The sequence below is a fragment of the Acetobacter okinawensis JCM 25146 genome (assembly GCF_000613865.1).
GTDB classification, from domain to species: domain Bacteria; phylum Pseudomonadota; class Alphaproteobacteria; order Acetobacterales; family Acetobacteraceae; genus Acetobacter; species Acetobacter okinawensis.
Map to the genome: position 1 here is coordinate 1 of NZ_BAJU01000048.1, position 16,925 is coordinate 16,925.

General features: G+C 62.0%; 11 protein-coding genes, 1 tRNA gene and 6 pseudogenes. 5 read left to right on the forward strand and 13 right to left on the reverse strand.

The genetic code is table 11. The annotated features are described in order from the left end of the window. The 4 genes and pseudogenes from JCM25146_RS24645 to purF form a co-directional block, all read left to right on the forward strand. Nucleotides 1–2,584: pseudogene (locus JCM25146_RS24645) on the forward strand (vitamin B12 dependent-methionine synthase activation domain-containing protein); the annotation flags it as partial. A gap of 47 nt (nucleotides 2,585–2,631) precedes the next feature. Next, nucleotides 2,632–2,961: a hypothetical protein gene (locus JCM25146_RS19535; protein WP_025828670.1), complete on the forward strand. Its 330-nt coding sequence runs from the start codon at nucleotides 2,632–2,634 to the stop codon at nucleotides 2,959–2,961. Nucleotides 2,962–3,035: 74 nt separating this feature from the next. Continuing rightward, entirely contained in the window at nucleotides 3,036–3,560 is a 525-nt protein-coding gene (locus tag JCM25146_RS13540) for a CvpA family protein (protein ID WP_025828672.1), read from the forward strand. A 46-nt stretch (nucleotides 3,561–3,606) separates the two neighbouring features. Further along, nucleotides 3,607–5,092 (forward strand): annotated as a pseudogene (gene purF / locus JCM25146_RS19540) (amidophosphoribosyltransferase). A 92-nt stretch (nucleotides 5,093–5,184) separates the two neighbouring features. Here the strand turns inward: purF and JCM25146_RS13550 are convergent. The 4 genes and pseudogenes from JCM25146_RS13550 to JCM25146_RS19545 all read right to left on the reverse strand — a co-directional run bounded on the left by JCM25146_RS13550 (nucleotide 5,185) and on the right by JCM25146_RS19545 (nucleotide 9,970). Further along, the gene (locus tag JCM25146_RS13550; protein ID WP_025828674.1) at nucleotides 5,185–5,967 is read right to left on the reverse strand and encodes an acetoin reductase; all 783 of its coding nucleotides are present in this window, start codon (nucleotides 5,965–5,967) and stop codon (nucleotides 5,185–5,187) included. A 137-nt stretch (nucleotides 5,968–6,104) separates the two neighbouring features. Next, nucleotides 6,105–6,806 carry a PqiC family protein gene (locus JCM25146_RS13555; RefSeq protein ID WP_025828676.1) on the reverse strand — a complete coding sequence of 234 codons (702 nt, stop codon included), beginning with the start codon at nucleotides 6,804–6,806 and terminating at the stop codon, nucleotides 6,105–6,107. Nucleotides 6,807–6,810: 4 nt separating this feature from the next. Next, entirely contained in the window at nucleotides 6,811–8,517 is a 1,707-nt protein-coding gene (locus JCM25146_RS13560; protein WP_025828678.1) for a PqiB family protein, read from the reverse strand. Continuing rightward, a pseudogene (locus JCM25146_RS19545) lies at nucleotides 8,514–9,970 on the reverse strand (paraquat-inducible protein A). The gene JCM25146_RS13560 and the pseudogene JCM25146_RS19545 overlap by 4 nt, the downstream one beginning before the upstream one ends. 355 nt (nucleotides 9,971–10,325) lie before the next feature. On the opposite strand from JCM25146_RS19545, the gene JCM25146_RS13575 reads away from it, so the two are divergent. Continuing rightward, nucleotides 10,326–10,401 (forward strand) — tRNA-Thr (locus JCM25146_RS13575). Nucleotides 10,402–10,625: 224 nt separating this feature from the next. Here JCM25146_RS13575 and JCM25146_RS19550 read toward each other — a convergent pair. The 9 genes and pseudogenes from JCM25146_RS19550 to JCM25146_RS22565 all read right to left on the reverse strand — a co-directional run. Then, a pseudogene (locus JCM25146_RS19550) lies at nucleotides 10,626–12,325 on the reverse strand (ArnT family glycosyltransferase). Then, nucleotides 12,319–13,086 carry a glycosyltransferase family 2 protein gene (locus JCM25146_RS13585; protein WP_025828680.1) on the reverse strand — a complete coding sequence of 256 codons (768 nt, stop codon included), beginning with the start codon at nucleotides 13,084–13,086 and terminating at the stop codon, nucleotides 12,319–12,321. The pseudogene JCM25146_RS19550 and the gene JCM25146_RS13585 overlap by 7 nt, the downstream one beginning before the upstream one ends. A gap of 27 nt (nucleotides 13,087–13,113) precedes the next feature. Beyond that, nucleotides 13,114–13,607 (reverse strand): annotated as a pseudogene (locus JCM25146_RS19555) (F0F1 ATP synthase subunit B family protein). A 33-nt stretch (nucleotides 13,608–13,640) separates the two neighbouring features. Beyond that, complete coding sequence (locus JCM25146_RS13595; protein ID WP_025828681.1) at nucleotides 13,641–14,243, reverse strand: F0F1 ATP synthase subunit B family protein; 603 nt, start codon at nucleotides 14,241–14,243, stop codon at nucleotides 13,641–13,643. A 28-nt stretch (nucleotides 14,244–14,271) separates the two neighbouring features. After that, nucleotides 14,272–14,496 (reverse strand): ATP synthase subunit C family protein, encoded by a 225-nt coding sequence (locus tag JCM25146_RS13600; protein WP_025828682.1) that lies wholly within the window; start codon nucleotides 14,494–14,496, stop codon nucleotides 14,272–14,274. Between the two features lie 52 nt (nucleotides 14,497–14,548). Further along, nucleotides 14,549–15,298 (reverse strand): F0F1 ATP synthase subunit A, encoded by a 750-nt coding sequence (locus JCM25146_RS13605; RefSeq protein WP_025828683.1) that lies wholly within the window; start codon nucleotides 15,296–15,298, stop codon nucleotides 14,549–14,551. Between the two features lie 47 nt (nucleotides 15,299–15,345). Next, the gene (locus tag JCM25146_RS13610; protein WP_025828685.1) at nucleotides 15,346–15,651 is read right to left on the reverse strand and encodes an AtpZ/AtpI family protein; all 306 of its coding nucleotides are present in this window, start codon (nucleotides 15,649–15,651) and stop codon (nucleotides 15,346–15,348) included. Between the two features lie 120 nt (nucleotides 15,652–15,771). After that, nucleotides 15,772–16,701 carry a signal recognition particle-docking protein FtsY gene (gene ftsY, locus JCM25146_RS13615; RefSeq protein WP_025828686.1) on the reverse strand — a complete coding sequence of 310 codons (930 nt, stop codon included), beginning with the start codon at nucleotides 16,699–16,701 and terminating at the stop codon, nucleotides 15,772–15,774. A gap of 1 nt (nucleotide 16,702) precedes the next feature. Then, nucleotides 16,703–16,925: pseudogene (locus tag JCM25146_RS22565) on the reverse strand (tRNA (N(6)-L-threonylcarbamoyladenosine(37)-C(2))-methylthiotransferase MtaB); the annotation flags it as partial.

Below are 16,925 nucleotides of genomic sequence, written 5' to 3' on the forward strand. Positions count from 1 at the left end.
CGCCGTGCGGAGGCCACAGGCCGCCACCGCCCGGCCCCCGTGGCCCGCACGGCTGTGTGGGTGCCCTCGGTCGCCAGCCTGTATTCACAGGTGCCATTGCGGCAGGAAAACGCGTATTTTTCCATTGGCGAGCGCTGCAACGCCAACGGCTCCAAAAAATGGCGCGAACTGCAGGAAGCACACGACTGGGACGGCTGCGTCACCGTAGGGCGCGACCAGTTGCGTGAAGGCTCAAACGCGCTGGACGTCTGCACCGCCTTTGTCGGCCGCAACGAGCGGGCGGAAATGGACGAGGTCATCCGGCGCTTTACCTCCTCGGTCAATGCGCCGCTGGTCATTGACTCGACCGAAACACCGGTCATTGAGGCCGCCCTCAAGCTGCATGGCGGCAAGCCGATCATCAACTCCATCAACTTTGAAGATGGAGAAGGCCCGGCATCCGACCGCATGGTGCTGGCGCGCAAGTTTGGCGCCGCCGTTGTCGCCCTGACCATTGATGAAGTGGGCATGGCCCGCAAGCCCGAGGACAAGCTGCGTATTGCCGCCCGTCTGGTGGAGTTTGCGTGCAACAAATACGGCCTGCCCCAGTCGGACCTGATGATCGACGCTGACGTTCACCATCGCCACCGGGGCGGAGGACGACCGCAAGCTGGGCCAGTGGACGCTGGAGGGTATTCGCATGATCCGCGATGCCTTCCCCGATATCCAGATCGTGCTTGGCCTGTCCAACATCTCCTTCGGGCTGAACCCCGCCGCCCGCGCGGTGCTGAACTCAGTCTACCTTGACCTTGCGGTCAAGGCGGGCATGACGGCGGCCATTGTCCACGTCTCCAAAATCCGCCCGCTGCACCTGATCGCTCCGGAGGAGGTGAAGGTCGCCGAAGACCTGATCTTTGACCGCAGGACAGAGGACTACGACCCCCTGCAGGCCCTGCTCGCCCTGTTTGCAGACCGCAAGGCGTCCGAGGCCGTCAAGCGCAAGCAGGCCGAAACAGCGGAAGAACGCCTGAAGGACCGCATTGTCGATGGTGACCGCAAGGGGCTGGAAGCCGACCTTGCCGAAGCCATGCAGACCATGGCCCCGCTGGACATCATCAACACCGTGCTGCTTGACGGCATGAAGGTGGTGGGCGAGCTGTTTGGCGCAGGCAAAATGCAGCTCCCCTTCGTTTTGCAGTCGGCTGAGACCATGAAGGCCGCCGTGGCATGGCTGGAGCCGCACATGGAGCGGGCCGAGGGCCAGCAGCGCGGCACAATCGTGCTCGCCACCGTCAAGGGCGATGTGCACGACATCGGCAAAAACCTTGTGGACATTATCCTGACCAACAACGGCTACCGCGTGGTCAACCTTGGCATCAAGGTCCCCGTGGCCGACATGATCGAGGCCGCCCGTAAGGAAAAAGCCGACGCCATTGGCATGTCGGGCCTACTGGTCAAATCCACCGTGATCATGCGCGAAAACCTTGAGGAAATCGCCCGCGCGGGGCTGGATACCCCCGTCCTGCTCGGTGGTGCCGCCCTGACCCGCAACTACGTGGAAGAAGACTGCGTGGCCGCCTACGGGGATGCCGGGCGCGTGGCCTATGCGCGGGATGCGTTTGATGGCCTGACCTTAATGGACCAGATCGCCCAGAAAGGCTTTGACGGTTATCTGGCCGCAATACAGAAGCGGCGTGAGGGCAAGGCCACCCGCAAGAACGCCCGCACCCCCGAAAGTGCGGAAACACGCGGCTACGCCCCCGTAGACAAGGCCGAAGCCGCCGCCCGCCGTGCACGGATAAACGCGGATGAACCCCGCCTTACCCCCCCGTTCTGGGGTGCGCGGGTGCTTGAAGCCACGCCAGAGGCGGTTCTGCCGTTCCTTAACGAGCGTGCACTCTACCAGTTCCAGTGGGGCTTCCGTAAGCAGGGCCGCTCTTTGGACGAGTTTCTGGTCTGGGCGCGGCAGGAGCTGCGGCCCATTCTGCACCGCATGCTCAAACTTGCCGCAGACGAGCAGATTCTCAAGCCACAGGCCTGCTACGGCTACTGGAAAGCCGCAGGCGATGGCAACGATCTGGTGCTGTTTGAACCCGATGGCATAACCGAGGCCGCCCGCTTTGCCCTGCCCCGCCAGCCCCGCGCGGATGGCGAGTGCATTGCCGACTTTGTGCGCGACATCAACGACCCCGAGCGTGACGTTGTGGGCCTTCAGGTTGTGACCGTGGGGCAGAAAGCCTCCGACATTGCCCGCGACTGGTTTGAGGAAAACCGCTATCAGGACTACCTCTACCTGCATGGTCTGTCGGTAGAAATGGCCGAGGCCATGGCCGAATACACCCACAAGCGCATCCGCGCGGAGCTGGGCTTTGCAGCCGAGGACCCACGCAACATGGAGGACCTGCTCCAGCAGGGTTACCGTGGGTCGCGCTATTCGTTCGGCTACCCCGCCTGCCCCCGGCTGGAGGAGCAGAGCAGCATCCTCTCCCTGCTGGATGCAGGGCGTATTGGCGTCTCCCTGACCGATGGGGACCAGCTCCACCCCGAGCAGTCCACCTCCGCCCTTGTGGTGCTGAACAGACACGCCAAATATTTCACAATCTAGAGCGGGCAGGCATTGACCTGTTGGGATGGTGCGGCGCATCATCCATAATGGTCTATTCCCGCCCGCAACCGGTTCCGCCCCTTACCCTGCAGCGCAGGGAACTGTACGTGCAGGTGGGCCAGCATGCGACCAGTTGCACAACGGCCTTTATTGCCGGCAGGCGTGACGAGCTGGTGCTCCAGAGCGCACTGTTCCTGCAAAGCCTGTACGGCATGTGGCGACAGGACGGTGTGGAGGAAGCAGACGTGTGGACCGAGCTTTTGCGCCGGGTGGAGGTCTCTGACCTGCTACACAAGCTCAACCAGCCACCCCACCGGAACAAAAAAAATGGCAGGCCCGACCGGCCATGGCGCGTTACCACCAGCAAACTGCCCTAGGGCGCGCAAGCTGGTGCCCCTTATGTATTTTTCCCTCTTTTCCGCACCCCCTCGGGGCCTGTAAACCTGCGCCCATGGCAGCCATAGACGCAATTTCCCTGACCATTCTGGCCCTGTCCACCCTGCATGGGCTGTGGCGGGGGTTTACGCAGCTTGCGCTGGGCCTGCTGAGCTGGGTTGTGGCGTTTGTGCTCGCTTTTCGCTTCCATGCGGTGCCTGTGCCGTGGCTGGCGCGCTTCATCCACTCCCCCACGGTGCTGCAACTGGCAAGCTTTGCCGTGGTTCTGCTGTTTTTTCTGGTCGCAGGGTATCTGCTGGCCGCACTGGTGGTGCGGCTGGTGCGCGCCACCCCGCTGGACGGGCTGGACCGCACGCTGGGCGGGCTGTTCGGGCTGGTGCGCGGGGGCTGTGTGGTTGTGCTGCTGTTTATGGCCGGGCAATGGCTGCTGGAGCCTTCGGACATGGAGGCCATAGAGGCGAATGGACGATTGACCCCTTATATTCGGGCTGCCGCAACCTATATCCACCCTTATCTGGCGGAATTTGATGCAAAAGGGGTTGCGCCAAAGCGTCCAACAGGTCATGACGCCACCTTGTAATCCCCATACGGCCAGTATCAGCCATTTGCGGAGGCCCTGCGCGCTTATGCACCCCCATTCCACGTTGCCCGTTTCCCTCCCCGATCCTGTCCGTGCGGACGAGGACCACCTGCAAGAGGAATGTGCCGTCTTTGGCATATGGAACGCCAAGGACGCGGCAACGCTGACAACCCTTGGCCTGCACGCCCTCCAGCACCGTGGGCAGGAGGCAGCGGGTATTGTCTCCTTTGACCCGCAGGACAGCCGCTTCCACTCCCACCGTGGGCTGGGGCTTGTGGGCGACGTGTTCAGTGACTCGCGCGTGATGGCCACATTGCAGGGCACCCGCGCCATTGGCCACAACCGCTACGCCACAACCGGGGCTACGCTGCTGCGCAACGTGCAACCCCTGTTTGCCGAGTTCGCCTTTGGCGGTCTGGCCGTGGCCCATAACGGCAACCTGACCAACGCAGACACGCTGCGCCGCGAGCTGATCCGCCGTGGCTGCCTGTTCCAGTCCACCACGGACACCGAAGTGTTCGTGCACCTGATTGCCATATCGCTCTACGCCACGGTGGAAGACCGGCTGATTGATGCGCTCAAGCGGGTTACGGGGGCGTATTCGCTTGTCGTGCTCTCGCAAGATGCGCTGATCGGCGTGCGTGATCCCATGGGCGTGCGCCCGCTGGTGCTGGGCAGGCTGCCCGGTGAAGGTGGCAAGGACGGGTCCTGGTTCTGGCGTCCGAAACATGCGGGCTGGACATTATTGGCGCGGAATTCGTGCGTGATGTGGAGCCGGGCGAGCTTGTTGTCATCAACGACAGCGGTGTGCGTTCCCTGCGCCGTTCGGGGACACGCAGCCCCACTTCTGTGTGTTTGAATACATCTACTTCGCCCGCCCGGATTCGGTGCTCGAAGGGCTGCCGGTCTATAACGTGCGCAAGGAAATCGGGCGCGAACTCGCAAACGAAAGCGGGGTCGAGGCCGATGTGGTCGTGCCCGTACCCGACTCGGGCGTACCCTCGGCCATTGGCTATGCGGAGGCTAGCGGCATTCCGTTTGAGCTGGGCATTATCCGCAACCACTACGTGGGCCGCACCTTTATTGAACCCACCGACCAGATCCGCCACCTGGGCGTGAAGATGAAGCACTCGCCCAACCGCCCCATTCTGGACGGCAAGCGGGTTGTGCTGGTGGACGACTCCATTGTGCGTGGCACCACCTCGCGCAAGATCGTGGACATGGTGCGTGCGGCCGGGGCGCGGGAGGTGCATATGCGCATCTCCTCCCCCCCCACCAAGCATTCATGCTTCTACGGGATCGACACGCCAGAACGCAGCAAGCTGCTGGCCGCCCAGAACGACCTGAAAAAAATGGCCGAACTGATTGGTGTGGACAGTCTGGCCTTTATCTCGCTCGACGGGCTGTACCGCGCCATGGGGCATGAGAGCCGCAGCGCCAGCCGCTCCACCTATTGCGATGCCTGCTTTACCGGCGAGTACCCCATAGCTCTTGTGGACCACGATGCCGAATACGGCCCCGGCGCCGCCTAAGCCATAGCGCCCCTAAGGGCCATGAACAGAAAAACCCCGCCAGAGGCACACTCTGGCGGGGTTTTTTATACGCATGGTCGTATGGGCCGCCCTTAGCGGTACACCATGCCGCCATCAATCAGGATCGACTGGCCAGTTACGTAGTCGGAATCGGGGCCAGCAAACCACGAGACAAGGTTGGCCACGTCATCCGGCGTTTCCGCACGGCCAAGGGCAATGCCGTCCACAAACTTCTTGTAGGTCTCACCCACGGGAGCGCCCGTCAGCTTGGCAAATTCCTTGTCAATTTCCACCCACATATCCGTCCCCACAACACCGGGGCAGTAGGCGTTTACGGTAATGCCGTGGCAGGCGTATTCCTTGGCTGCGGCCTGCGTCAGCCCGCGTACTGCAAACTTGGTGGAGGAATAAACCCCCAGCATGGCGTAGCCCTCGTGCCCGGCAATGGAGCAGGCGTTAATGATCTTGCCCCGGCCTTTGCGCGCAATAAACTTGGCAGCGGCAAGCTGGATGCCCCACAGGGTGCCTTCCACGTTAATGCGGTAAATGCGCTGGACTTCCTCCGGCGTCACATCCGCCAGTGGCTTGATCTGGGCAATGCCTGCGTTGTTGACCATAATGTCAAAACTGCCCAGCGTGGATTCCGCATGGTCAATGGCGGCGGCCACCTGCGCGCGGTCGCCAATGTCGGCTATAAAACTGGTGGCCCTGCGGCCCAGTGCTTCCACTTCCTTGACAACACCGGCCAGACGATCCTCACGGATGTCCACCAGAGCTATGTCCGCGCCATCCTTGGCCAGACGCAGGGCAATGCCACGGCCAATACCCTGACCACCACCCGTAACCAGCGCCACCTTACCTGTAATATCCGCCATGGGACCTCTCCCGTGTGATGAGAAACGGGGCGAGCGTAGTGCAATAACAAAAAAAAGCCATCACCAAAAAAAAGCCCCCGCACGTATGTGCAGGGGCTGGTGCAAAGGAACGCGCTACAGGCGCAAGGTCTGGCCTGTTACGGCCTCCGTGCCGGGGTTGCCCCACCCTGCGGCACTGCTGGGGGTGTGGCGGCACTGGGGGCATCAGGCGGGAGCAGGCGGAGTTGCGCCGCCGCCACATCTGCCAGCTGGCCAAGCAACTGGCTCAGCCCCTGCACCATGGCCATGGTGCTTCCACCGGGGCCACCACTCAGGCTGACACGCTGGAGCGTGCCCTGCCCGTAAGGTGCGCCTGCTGCAGCAGGCTGGACAGAGAGCATGGCATCCAGCTCCACATGGCCCGAAGGTCCGGTGGAAAAGCGACTGACCGAAAGCTCCACATACGCCTGCGGGTCGGCGGCGGCGGCGTCATTTTCCACAAACACGCCTGTGCCGGGCAGGCGCTGGGCCAGATCACCCGCCAGCGCGTGGCCAATCTGGGCGGCAAGGGAATCGCTCCACGCATCCGCGCTGGACACACTCAGCCGGTAACCGCTGTCGGCGGTCACAATCCGGTCGCGGTCAAGGCCGGAGGCAATGCTGGGCAGGCGCACCTCCACATAACGTGGCCCCCCTGCCAGCGGCTGCCCCGGCACAACGGCCAGCGTGTACAGCCGCAGCCCCCGCATTGGCGCAGCCGCAAGCGTGACCGCCAGAAGCCCCAGCGAGGCCCCACCAGCCAGAACATTGCGGCGGGAAAGACCAGCCCCAGCCAGTCCGTAAGGTTTAACGCGAGCCATGATCTTATCGTCCCGAGATGAGCGCAGAGGGGTGGTTGGTCAGGAAGTCGGACAAAAAGCGCAGCGAGCGCGCGGTCTGCCCAAGCTGGATGACCATGGCCTGCAAATTGCGCTTGAAGTCGCTGTTGCCACCATAGCTGGCCAGCAGGCGGTTGGCGTTGTGGAGCATCTGGTCCAGTTGCTCCGCCATGGCGGGCAGGCGCTGGCTGAGTGGGCCAAGCCCCTTCTGCAGGTCCTGCGTGAGTGCCTGAACATGCTGCATGGACACGCGCAGGCTGACCAGCGCCTGTTTGACATCGGGGCTGGTCAGTGTCTCGTCCGCATGGGCGAGCAGGCTGTTGGCGTTGGTGCCAATCTGCTCGAACGGCATGGCCGCCAGACGGTCGGTCAGGGTGGAAACGGACTCCATAATCCCCGACATCCCCCCCGGCTGACCGGGGATGACAAGGGTGGAGCCTTCCATGCTGATGGTCGCCTTGCCCGCGTTCTTGACAAAGTTGAGCGAGATCAGGCCCTCGCCTGTCAGCAGGCTTGCGCTGTCGGTGGAGGCACGCAGGCCGTTGGCCACCAGCGTGCGCAGCATGTCCGTGACCTCCTCATGCGACAGTTCCTTGGAGGTTATGACGCGCTCTGGCTGGATTTCCATGCCAATGCGCACACGCGGATGACCGGGGGTGGAGGTCATATCCAGCTTCACACTCGTCACGTTCCCGACCTGAATGCCAAACATGCTGACAACAGCACCCGGCGCCAGCCCCTTGACGGAGGAGGTCATGTACGTGGCCACCGGTACACGCTCATGATAACCCGCGTTCTGGGCGTCTTCCTCACTGTCATAGAGTTTGAACACCGTGTTGGCGGCGGCCATGGGGGGCTCACGTTGGGCTTTGCCTTCCTCCAGCGGGGGCAGGCCAAACGCCACCCCGCCAGAGAACAGGGCCTGCAACGACTGCAACTGCACCTTAAGCCCGCCTGCGCCAAAACCCACCTTAACGCCGGAAACATTCCAGAACCGTGTGCTGCCGCTCAGGTAATGGTCATAGGGTTCCTTGACAAAAATCTGGATCAGCACCGGCCCACGCCCGCCCGGCGGCATGGTGTAACCCAGCACTTCCCCCACATCCACATCGCGGAAAAACACGGGAGCCCCCTGCCCGATGGAGCCAATGTTGTTAGCCACCAGCGTGTAGGTCTGCCCCGGCTGGTCCGAGCGCATGCCCGGCGGGGCTTCCAGCCCCTCGAACCGGTCCACATGCTGGCCGGATGTCTGGCCACTGGCGTCCAGTCCCGGATCAAAGGCGATATACGCACCCGACATGAGCGTTTCCAGCCCGGTAATGCTGGCCCCGTTAATGCGCGGACGCACCACCCAGAACCGGGCCTTCTCGGTCAGCATGTCGTTGGTGCCCTTGTTCATGCGGATCAGCACGCGCACATGCCGCAGGTCGGGGGTGAGGGAGATGTTCTCCACCGTCCCCAGCACCACGGATTTGTTCTTGACCTGCGTCTGCCCACTGGTCAGGCCATCGGCGGTATCAAAAATAACGGTAATTTCCGGCCCGTTATCCAAAAAACTGCGCCAGACCAGAAAGCCCGCAATCAGTACCGAAACAATGGGAATAACCCATATAATGGAAAACCGGATCCTGCGCACCAGCGCATCCTGGTTGTCACGTTCACCATGCCCTGAAGACTTGTGCCTGTCGTTCACGCCCTGTCCGGCTCCATATTGTTCAAATACGCGGCGGTCTGCTGCGCGGGGGGGAGCACTCCCCCACCGGCAAGGCCGCAATCATCCTGTGTGTCATTATCCCCCACCCCATCCCACATGACGCGGGGGTCAAATGCATGCACGGCAAAAATGGTCAGCACCACAACGGCGGCAAAGCAGACCATGCCCCCGTTGGCCGTAATGCTGGCCATACTGTTAAAACGAACCATGGCCACCAGAATGGAGACCATGAACACATCAATCATGGACCACCGGCCGATCACATCGATCACGCGGTAGAGCTTGGTGCGCCCCACCAGCCAGCGTGCGGAGTGCCGCCATGTGGTGAACAGCATGAACAAAAGCCCGAAAATTTTGAGCACAGGCACCGTCACACTGGCAAACAGCACCAGCAGGGAGAGCGGGATCATACCGTCCTGCCACAGTTCTACAGCGCCCTCTATAATGGTGTGCCCCGAGCCACCCCCAAGCCGGATCACGGTCATGACCGGGTAGATATTGGCTGGCAGGTAAAACACCACGGCAGAAATAAGCAGAGCCAGTGCGCGCATACGGCCATTGGGCTTACGGCGGCGCACCACATGGCCACACCGGGGGCAGAACCCCAGCGCATCGGTTGCGGGCACGGCCTCCCCAAACGCCAGCACCACACCACAGGACAGGCAGGAGCCATGTGCGAGGGCGGGGGCAAGGTAGCGGTGCTCTCCACACTCTCGCACGTCAGGCGAACGCGCCTGTTATCCATGCGGCGCAAGCTGTGATCAGTCTGCCTGCGGTCCCAGATCAGCTCCGTATCCAGCGTGGCATCGGTGGCGGACATGGTGAGCATGAGCCCCGAGACCAGAAACACCGCAGCCCCGATCTGCACGTAAGCCAGATCGGACAATTTGGTGTAGGCCACAAACACGCCCAGAATATACACCTCCACCATGGACCACGGGCGCAGGCGCTCGTACCATTTGAGCAGATGCGGCACCCAGAAGGGCAGCCTGGGCTGCAAGGCCCCCACCAGAATGGACAGCATCATGCCGATGACCAGACCCGGCACAATAATGGTGGCAATGGCCACCAGCACACCCACCTCGCCCCAGCCCTCATGCAGCAGTTCGATCGGGCCGGTCAGGATATTGACCGTACGCTGGCGACCGTACAGGTCGAGCATCATAAGGGTAGAAGCCAGCATGGCCAGATAAAGGGCCGCCGAGCTGATGCAGAACGCCAGCGGTGTGGCAATGGGAGATGTACGGTTGCGCCGGTCCAGCAACTGGTTGCACCGGCAGCAGCGTGCCTGCGTACCCGGCGCAAGCTCGGGCAGAATCTGGTAATGCCCGCAGCACGGGCACTCCACCACCCCGCGCAAAAGCCGGACGTGTTGCTCCTCATCCACAGGCACATTCTGTCCGGGGAACAGGGCCTCCTGCAACAGGGCCATGACTTGCGTTGCGTTCATCACCTTATGTTCTTAATACCAACCGCCCTGACTGTAACTGAAAAAACAGTATGCCACCCCTGCCATACAGACCTGCGTGCAGCGCCTTTGCGGCCCGGCCCCCGCCACATACGCCCACACAGACCCGGCACAACACCCGGCACAGCCCAAACGCACACCACCCGGGCCAGTGCGGCCAGCGCCCTGCCTGCCCCCCACGGCTCCACAATTCTTGTGCAAAACCGTGCCAAAATGGCCTGTAAAATGCCTTACAACCGGCGTTAAGCGCCTTTTACCCCGCATTGGGTGTTGCATGCCCGCAGGCATCATGATAACCAGCCTTCCGCACACACTCTGTGCCCGCTTAGCTCAGTTGGTAGAGCACATCATTCGTAATGATGGGGCCGATGGTTCGAATCCGTCAGCGGGCACCACTCTTTTTCCCTAAATTGTCATGATCTTTACGGCACTGCATCGCCATAGGCGCATTGCGTAGTCCAGCCCGTTTGCCTGCGCGGCTACTCCCTGCCAGCCCGCTCATGTACACCCTGCTCCAACCGGTGGTACCGGGCCATACGGGTGTCACGTCAGGCAATAGGGGGCAGGATACGGCAGATTTTTTTGCAGCAAGGGCGCGGGGCGGATACGCTCCACAGCCTTAGTGTGCGGAATCCACCACCGGACTGTCGAGCGTATAAAGGCTGATCGCCATAGCATGGCCGTTGGAATAGTTCAGCCCGGCGACCGTGCCACGGCTGCGCGCCTTTGGCGCATCCGCCCCCAGCGCCTGCATGAACGCCCCGCGCTCACGCACATCCACCAAAGCGGCTGTGCAGGCTGGGTGTTCGCGCATGGCTTGGGCCGCCTGTGCCACCCCTTGCAGCACCACCTTGCCCCCGATCAGGAACACCAGACTAGGCTCGGAAAAAGAGACAGAATAAACCTGTGTCTGCGCACAAGGCTTGTGTGCCTGCACCAGCTCCACCAGCCGGGGGGCGAGCCATATGCTCTGCAAACGCGGCACCACAACCGTAAACAGCCCCACATATAACAATGCCGCCGCCACAGCGCTGCTCAGAGCGGCGTAACACAGTTCCGCCCGCCAGATCTGCCACATGGCAAGGCCAACCAGCGGCAGCACACCACCCGCCAGTACCACGGCAGGAATGCTGAACTGATGCTCCAACCGCCACAACAGCACCGGCCCCGCAACCGCGAGCGCACAACCCACAAGGCCCCACAGCACGACATACACACCCAGCAGCACACGCCCCCAGCGCACCCGGGGGCCATTGCGCCACAACACCCCACTCTGCGCGAGCAGGCCTGCGGTCAGCATGGCTATGGCCGGGTAGGTCGGCAGCACGTAATGGGGCAGCTTGGTGGCAATGCTTTCAAACACCACCCAGTGCGGCACAATCCAGCACAGCAGGTAGCGCACCGGCAGGGTGCGCCGCTCGCGCCAGACCTGTGGCAGCACGCTGGCGGCAAAGTAAGAGCCGGGCCAGAAGGCCAGCACAAACACCACCAGATGGTAACCCGGCGGCAGGCCGTGCGCCTCCTGCCCGGATGCTACCTTGCCCAGAAAATTCACCCCCACCGAGCGACGAAAAAACTCGCCGTGGCTGACCACGCCAATGGCAATGCACCACGGCAGCACCACAGCAGCAGCCACCAGCCAGCCCCAGGACGGTCGCAACCTGCGCCACAAGTCAAGGTTGCGCTCCACCCAGCCCAGCGCCAGCGGCGTGGCCAGCGAGGGAATGAGCACCACCGGACCTTTGAGCATAAGCCCGCAGCCCGCAGCCCCCCAGAACAGGAGCGCCGTGCTGACAGGCGTTATCCGCCCCGCCTCGCGATCAGTGAGCGCCCGCACGAGGGCAAACTGGGCTACCAGCACGCTCAGCAGCAGGCACGAATCTATGGTGGCCATACGGCTTTCCGCCGCCACCAGCACCGAGGCCATCAGCAGCACCGCCGCACCAATTCCCGCCATGGGGCCAAACAGGCTGGCCCCCATAAGGCTGTGAGCACTACTGCCGCTGTCATGGCCAGCAGGGAGGGAATACGGTACGGCCAGACGCTGCGGGCATGCTCCATGCCCACGGCCTTAACGGCCAGAGACTCCAGCCAGTAAATACCCGCAGGCTGAAGGTAGCGCGGCTTGTCCTGAAAACGCACGTCTATGTAATTATGCGTCTCCAGCATCTGGGCCGATGCTTCCATATAACGCGGTTCGTCCCGGTCAAACGGGGGGGTGCTCATACGGCCGGGCAGGAACAGCACAAAAGCCGCCAGAGCAATCAGCAGCAGCACACGCCATGGCAGCGTGCGGGTGCCGCGACTGGTCCCTAGCATTCATCAACCGCTCTGGGCAGGCGGGTGCGGTTGCGCAGCCACATGACCCCCAGCAGGTCCCGCACCCCAACTACGGCACGGTTAAAATTGGTGTATTTGGACTGCCCATGCAGCCGCGCACGGTGCGAAACCGGGTGGCACAGCAAGGGCACACCATAAGAGGCAAACAGGGCAGGCAGGAACCGGTGCAGCCCCTCAAACTGCGGCAGGCGCAAAAAATCCTCACGCCGGAAAATCTTGATCGGAGCACCCGTATCCGGGCAGTGGTCCTGCAGGAGCCGCTGGCGCAGGCCATTGGCAAAGCGCGTGGCAAAACGACGCGACCAGCCATCCTTGCGTCTGGCGCGCACCCCAACCACCAGCGGGGGCGTACCGTTGGCCGAGCGCGCCAGTGCAAGCAGGCCAACCAGTTCACGCGGGTCATCCTGCCCATCGCCATCTATGGTGGCGACCCACTGGCCTCTGGCGGCTGTAATGCCGGTCCGCAGTCCTGCGGATTTACCCAGACACCGATCATGGGAGAGAATGCGCAGGTTGGGCAGGCAGTCCTGCCTAAGCTGGCGCAGCACGGCCACCGTGTTGTCCCGGCTGCCATCATTGACAAACACCACCTCGGAAGGAGGGAGGTTTGCGCAGGCTTCTGCCAGTTCGCGGCAGACCTGTGGCAGGTTATCCTGCTCGTCCAGAACAGCAATAACGATGCTCAGCACGGGCTGAACATCGTTTGCCTGCGACACAGAGGTTTGCACCGTGTGTGTCATACATATGATCCCTGAAGGGAGATGAGACTAGGCTGCCTGACGGGAGAACGCGGCAGGCAGGTCAACCAGAGCCTGATCAACCAGAGCAGAGGCTTTTTGTGCATCAATGGTCTGGGGGATAATGCTGTGCGCAGCGTTGACAGCCACATCAATGGCAAGCTGGCGCACTTCCTTGACCGCAGCGCGCTCAACAGCGGCAATCCGGTCACGCGCCATCTGCTCGTGGCGGCGCACGGCGGCCTCTGCTTCGGCACGGGCCTGTTTGGCCATCTCATCCGCCTTAACGCGGGACTGCTCGATAAGGGACTTGGCTTCCGCCAGAGCCTGTTCGCGCTCACGCGTTGCGTCCTCAAGCATCTGCTCGGCTTCGCGGCGCAGGCGGGCTGCCTCGTCCAGTTCCTCACGGATCAGGTTGGCGCGGTTGTCCAGAACGGTCGCAATAGGGGCCCACAGCTTTTGCCCGCCAGGACAAAGAACAGGACAAACGAGACAGCGACCCAAAAACCCGCCACATGAAAAATGTCAGTCATGACTAAAATTCCCCTGAGAACGGATCAGATAATGCTGCGGTGCGCAGATGCGCTTTCAACATTCCGGGCAACAAGCTGGGCGTCTGGCACAACACCCGTCAGCCGGTGGACCAGCGCCTGCGTGGTATCGGCCGCAATTTCTTTAAGCGCGCTCAAGGCCCGCGCTTTTTCTGCCGCAACGTTCTTTTCGGCATCCGCAATTTCGGAGGCCAGACGTGCGTTAATTTCCTGCATCTGCTGGTCAGCCGCACGATGTTCCTCGTCCAGAACCTTCTGAAGATGCGCCTGGGCTTCTGCCATGGCATCTTTGCGGGCCTGCTGGAGTTCGGCTACGGCCTTGTCAGCATCCTGTTTAGCGGACCGGGCGACCTCAAGGTCACCTGTAATACGCTGGCTACGGTCATGCAGAACGCGGGCAACACCCGGCAGCATGGCCTTGCTGAGAACAAGATAAAAGACGAAGAAAATAATTGCCCCCCACATGACCTGACCGGTCACTAGCGGGTTGGCAAAGTCAAGCTGAGGCATTCCCGTGGCGTATGCACCAGGTGCCGAAACGGCCAGCAAAGAAACGCCGCAGACCGTTGCAAGCAGTCCGGCACGAACTGTCTTCGTAATCACACCCACAGGAATGTCTCCTCTTGTTTTCCCGATCTCAGACGAAGAGGATCAGGAATGCGATCAGCAGCGCGAACAGGGCGATAGCTTCTGTCAGTGCGAAGCCGAGCATGCCCAGACCGAACACGTGCGGGCGAGCCGCCGGGTTACGGGCAATGCTGCTGACCAGCGTGGAGAAGATGTTGCCGAGGCCGATACCAACGCCGGCGAGGGCGATAACGGCGATACCTGCACCGATTTCCCGGGCTGCAGCGATGTCCATATCAGTCACTTCCTTGTTTCAAGACAGTTTCAAACGAAACGGGCAAAGCAGCTCAGTGAGCCACGGCCTCCCGCAGGTAGATGCACGTCAGGATGGCAAACACATAGGCCTGCAATACCCCAACAAGCAACTCAAGAGCCATAAGCGCCACGTTAATGGCGATGGGCCCGATCGCAAACACGTCACCCACCACGCCAAAACCGGCGAGCATGATAACGAAGCTTGCGAAAATATCGAACATGACGTGCCCGGCCACCATGTTGGCGAACAGTCGGATAGACAGGCTCACGGGGCGGGAGAGGAACGAGAGAATCTCGATCGGGATCAGCAGCGGTGCCAGAAAGGGGCTGGCGCCATCTGGCATGAAGTGTGCGAAAAACCGCAGACCCTGCACCTTGAGCGAGACCACAACCGTCAGCAGGAACACCATGAACGCCATGGCGAAGGTGACAGCAATATGGCTGGTGAAGGTGAAGGAGAACGGCAGAAGCCCGATGTAGTTCCCCGCCAGAATGAAGAAGAACAGGGTAAAAATGAACGGGAAGAAGGCTGCACCTTCCGGCCCGATCGTATCCACGGCCATGTTGTGAATGAATTCGTAGCAGACCTCGGCTGCGGCCTGAAGCCGACCGGGCACAACCGCTGCGGGGCGCATGCCAAAGTACAGGAACGCAAGAACAAGGCAGACAGCCGCGATCATGTACAGCGGTGACTGGCTGAAGCGCAGAGCCTCGCCCAGCCCGCCAAGAACGGGGTGGAGCTCAAACTGTTCAAGTACGTTAATGCTGGAACCGCCCGCCACAACCGCTCTCCTAGACCTGCCCGAATCGCGTGTCGGGCCTCAGCTTCTTACTTTACGTCCATCGTCCTGACCAGACGCCAAACATTCAGCATTCCGGCGCTACCACCCAAAAGTGCAAAGATGACAAGGAACAACGCCCGTGTATGGAGCCAGTGATCCAGCCCCCACCCGATGGCAACTCCCACAATCAGCCCCGCGAGCATTTCTGTCCCGGCTCTGAACGCTATCGCCGCAAGCGACCTGTCGGCCTCCACACTGGCGTCTAGCGGTGGTTTTTCCTCCTTGACCAGACCGTAGCGGCGCTCTGCCGACTGCAATCTGGCGTTAAAGGAATCGTCTTTTCCCTCGCCCATACTTCGCACCTCCACAGGGGGTGCAGGCGCTTGCTAACGGGGCTACCATATCCTGTCAAGAAACCTTAGCAGGCTTGTGGTCCAAAATATTGCCCCGCGGCATATGCGCCACCCCGCCAGTTACTCCGTTGCGGGCAGGCCAACCAGCCCGCGCGCGTAGTCTACAGCCGAAAAAGGCCGCAGATCCTCTACCTGTTCGCCCACGCCCACAGCATGCACCGGCAGGCCGAACCCATCGGCCAGCGCCACCACAATGCCGCCACGAGCCGAGCCGTCCAGCTTGGTCACCACCAGCCCGCTCACATTCACAAGTTCGCGAAAAACACGGACCTGCTCCACCGCATTCTGCCCCGTGGTCGCATCCAGCACCAGCAGGACCGAATGGGGCGCGCTCTCGTCAAACTTGCGCATGACGCGAATAATTTTTGCCAGCTCCTCCATCAGGGCCGACTTGTTGTGCAGCCGCCCTGCGGTATCCACAAACAGCAGATCGGCCCCTTCGGCCTTGCCGCGCTTGAGCGCTTCGTACGCAAGGCCCGCTGCATCTGCCCCCGGCGGGCCTGCAATAACCGGGCAGCCCGTGCGCTCGCCCCATATCTGGAGCTGCTCCACGGCGGCGGCGCGGAACGTGTCGCCCGCCACCATCATGACCTTGCTGCCCTGTGCGGAAAAAAAGCGGGCCATTTTGCCAATGGTCGTGGTCTTGCCCACGCCGTTGACCCCGACCACCAGCACCACATGCGGGCTGTGCGTGGGGTCGGGCGCAAACGGTACGGCAACCGGCTCCAGAATACTGGCAATTTCCTCCGCCAAAGCCTGCCGGATCTCCTCATCCGTGACCTCGGTGCCAAAGCGGGAGGAGCGGAAGGACTCGATCACCTTCTGGGCCACGCCGGGGCCGAGGTCTGCGGTAATCAGCAGGTCTTCCAGCTCTTCGAGCGCCTCGTCATCAAGCTTGCGGCGGGTGAAAATACCCGTCAGGCCCCCACCCAGCTTCTGGGTGGAGCGCGACAGCCCCTCCTTGAGACGGGAGAAAAAACCAAGCGCCATTCTAGATCCTTTCCGCCACCAGACCGCCCTCTTCCACCGCGACCGGCAGGAGGGAGAGAATATCCCCCACCGCAGCCTCGGCGCCACTCAGGCGGACTGGTGCAAACTGCTCGCTATGTCCTGTTGTGGGGGTTTCCATCAGCACGCGCTGGGGCTGGCCCAGCAGGCTTGCGTAATAGCGCGCGGCAGATGCGGCCCCCACTGCCCGCAGGCTGGCCGCACGC